This window comes from Slackia sp., assembly GCF_977041755.1.
The window spans coordinates 1-3,072 of record NZ_CDRRGL010000178.1 but is presented as its reverse complement, the minus strand read 5'-3'; the positions used below and the strand labels follow the sequence as shown (position 1 = coordinate 3,072).

The 3,072-nt window shown below is 57.9% G+C and carries 2 protein-coding genes; both read right to left on the bottom strand.

What is annotated here, in order from left to right:
• Nucleotides 1-338 precede the first annotated feature (338 nt).
• A complete protein-coding gene (locus tag ACWI8T_RS09170) occupies nucleotides 339-1,286 on the bottom strand; it encodes a site-specific tyrosine recombinase (RefSeq protein ID WP_449138718.1) in 948 nt (315 codons plus the stop codon).
• Between the two features lie 330 nt (nucleotides 1,287-1,616).
• Nucleotides 1,617-3,072, bottom strand: a 1,456-nt coding sequence (locus ACWI8T_RS09165; RefSeq protein ID WP_449138717.1) for a CTP synthase, incomplete at its 5' end; no start/stop codon positions are given.

The following is a 3,072-nucleotide window of genomic DNA, read 5'->3' as shown; positions in this document are numbered from 1 at the left end:
CCCCCACCGTCCCCTTCCTTCCCCTCCACTTCCACCCCCTTTCCCTCCACCGGCGTAAGGTCTCAAAGCTATTTCGCGCAAAATAAAAAAGCGGGGCACAACATCTTGTGCTCCGCTTTGCGCGAACGATGAAAAAGGATGGTGGGAGAAAGTGGGAAAAAATTTTGCCGGATGCGACCGAATTCCGAAAAAACGAGCGCGAATGTGACGAACATGTGGGCGCGGAAGGCAACTGCGTCGGAATCGAAGCAGAATCGAATTGTGCAACGGCAAAAGGGGCCACCATATATAGTGGCCGACGAAAACCGCTCCTTTCCACGCGGGCATTGCGCGTGGGACTATGCACGGGGATGGGCCGAAAGGTATTCCTCGCGAATATGGGCGCGGCTGACATGCGTGTAGATTTGCGTGGTTGAGATATCGGAGTGCCCAAGCATTTCCTGAATGGCACGCAAGTCGGCGCCGCCCTCGAGCATATGGGTCGCGAAACTATGGCGAAGCATATGCGGATGCAGATCGGCGATACCCACCGCTTCACCCGCATGCGCCACGATGCGATGCACCGCCTGGCGTGTCATGCGCGCGCCACGGGCGTTCAGGAACACCGCCGGCGAGCCCTTGCCTTTCATGGAAAGCTCCGCGCGAAAGCCCCCATATACATACGTCCTCAGCGCCGTCTCGGCCGTTCCCGAAACTGGCACGAAGCGCTCGCGCGAGCCCTTGCCGAGCACGCGCACCACCCCGCCATCGAAATCGATGCAGCCCATATCGAGACCCACAAGCTCGCTTGCACGCAAACCGCAGCCATACAGAATCTCGAGCATCGCCTTGTCGCGCTGCGCTCGGGGGCCTTCGCCGAAAGGCTGGTCGAGCAACGCATTGATTTGGGCGATGGAAAGCGCATCGGGCAAACGATCGGGCCTTTGGGGCAGAGAAATCGATTCTGCCGGGTTCGTTTGCACCAGTTCATCTGAAACAAGAAAGCGATGGAAACCCTTCACCGCCGAAACGCGACGGGCGATAGTCGACGCGGCATACCCCCGTTCGACCAAATCGGATTCATAGGCAACGATATCGGCTCGCGAGACATCACATGGCGCAAGCACGCCGCGGCCAAGAAGAAACGCGAAGTAATCGCGCAAATCAGACTCATACGCCGCAAGCGTGAGGCGCGACGACCCGCGCTCAACGCCCAAATGCGCCACATAGTCGCGAGCGTATTGAAGAAAGGGGCGCGCAGTCGCATCCGCGTCATCGAGACTATATATGAAAGATTCCTTTGGCATAAGCAAAGTATACGGCAGATTCAGCGAGCATAACGCAAGCCCATCGCCCGCCCAATTCAATGCAAAGCAAAAGACTCTATTGAAAAACGCCACACACGTACCGTTTGAGAAATCGTTCCACGCACGTCTCGGCCAAAGCGCCGCAACAACAACCCCGCCGGCGCGCATTTTGCCCGAGCGTTTGCGTGGAACCGACGCATTCAAAGACGCGAAGAGGCATCGACCTGAATCGATGCCTCTGAGCCAAACACGCTATCTACCCTATAGCCCTAAAAAAGAGGAGCGCCGCTCCAAGCGATCGCCCCTCATTCTTTTCAGGCCTCGGATTCTTTATTCCTCGTCGCGATGCTTAAGCGCAGCGGCGACGAAACCGTTGAACAGCGGATGGGGCTTGGTGGGACGGCTCTTGAATTCGGGATGAGCCTGGCTCGCCACGAACCACGGATGGTTCGGCAGCTCAATCATCTCGGTAAGACGGCCATCGGGCGAGACGCCGGAAATCACCATGCCGGCCTCTTGGAGTTTGCCGCGATACTCGTTGTTCACCTCGTAACGATGGCGATGGCGCTCGTAGATGACTTCCTCGCCATAGATATCGAATGCCTTAGTGCCCTTTTCGAGCTTGCAAGGGTACGCGCCCAAACGCATGGTGCCGCCCTTTTCGTCGATATCTTTCTGGTCGGGCATAATCGAAATGACCTGGTACTCGGCGTTCTCGTCGAACTCCGAAGACGTCGCGCCCGACAAGCCGACAACGTCGCGCGCGAACTCGCACACGGCCGCCTGCAGGCCCAAGCAAATGCCGAAATAAGGCACGTTATGCGTGCGAGCGTAACGCGCAGCTGCGATTTTGCCTTCGAAAGCGCGCTGGCCAAAACCGCCCGGCACCAAAATGCCGTCCATATCGCCAAGCAGCTCTTCGGCGGTTTCGTCATCGACCTTTTCCGCATCAATGAGGTTCAGGTTCACGTTCACGCCGTTTGCCACGCCAGAATGGTGGAGCGCTTCCATAATGGAAAGATACGCATCGGGGAGCTTCACGTATTTGCCCACGATGGCGATGTTCACTTCGCCCTCGCAATCGGCCTGCGCCGAGAGGAACTTGCGCAGCGGAGTGAGGTCGACATCTTCCACGGGAAGGCCCAACTTCGCGAGCACCTTCTCGTCGAAATGCTGGTCGTGCAACGCGAGAGGCACCGAATAAATGCTCGGCGCGTCGATGCATGCGAGCACATTGCCCGGGTCAACGTCGCAGAACAGGGCGATTTTGTCGCGAACGCCCGAGGAAATCTCATGGTCGCTGCGGCATACGATGAAGTCGGGCTGCACGCCAACGCTGCGCAGCTCTTTGACGGAATGCTGCGTGGGCTTAGTTTTCACTTCGTGGGCCGCGGCGATGTAGGGAACCAGCGTCACATGCACGAAAATCACGTCGCCGGGTTCTTTTTCCTTCTTGAACTGGCGAGCAGCCTCGATGAACGGCTGGCTCTCGATGTCGCCCACCGTGCCGCCGATTTCCGAAATAACGATATCGGCGTTCGTCTGGCTCGCGATGCGATAGAGGCGCTCTTTAATAGCGTTAGTCACATGGGGAATAACCTGCACGGTGCCGCCCAGGAAATCGCCGCGACGTTCACGGGCGATGAGGCTTTGATAGATGGAGCCTTGGGTGAAGTTGGAGTCGCGCGTGAGGCTTTCGTCGATAAAGCGCTCGTAATGGCCCAGGTCAAGGTCGCCTTCATGGCCATCGTCGGTCACGAACACCTCGCCATGCTGAAACGGGCTC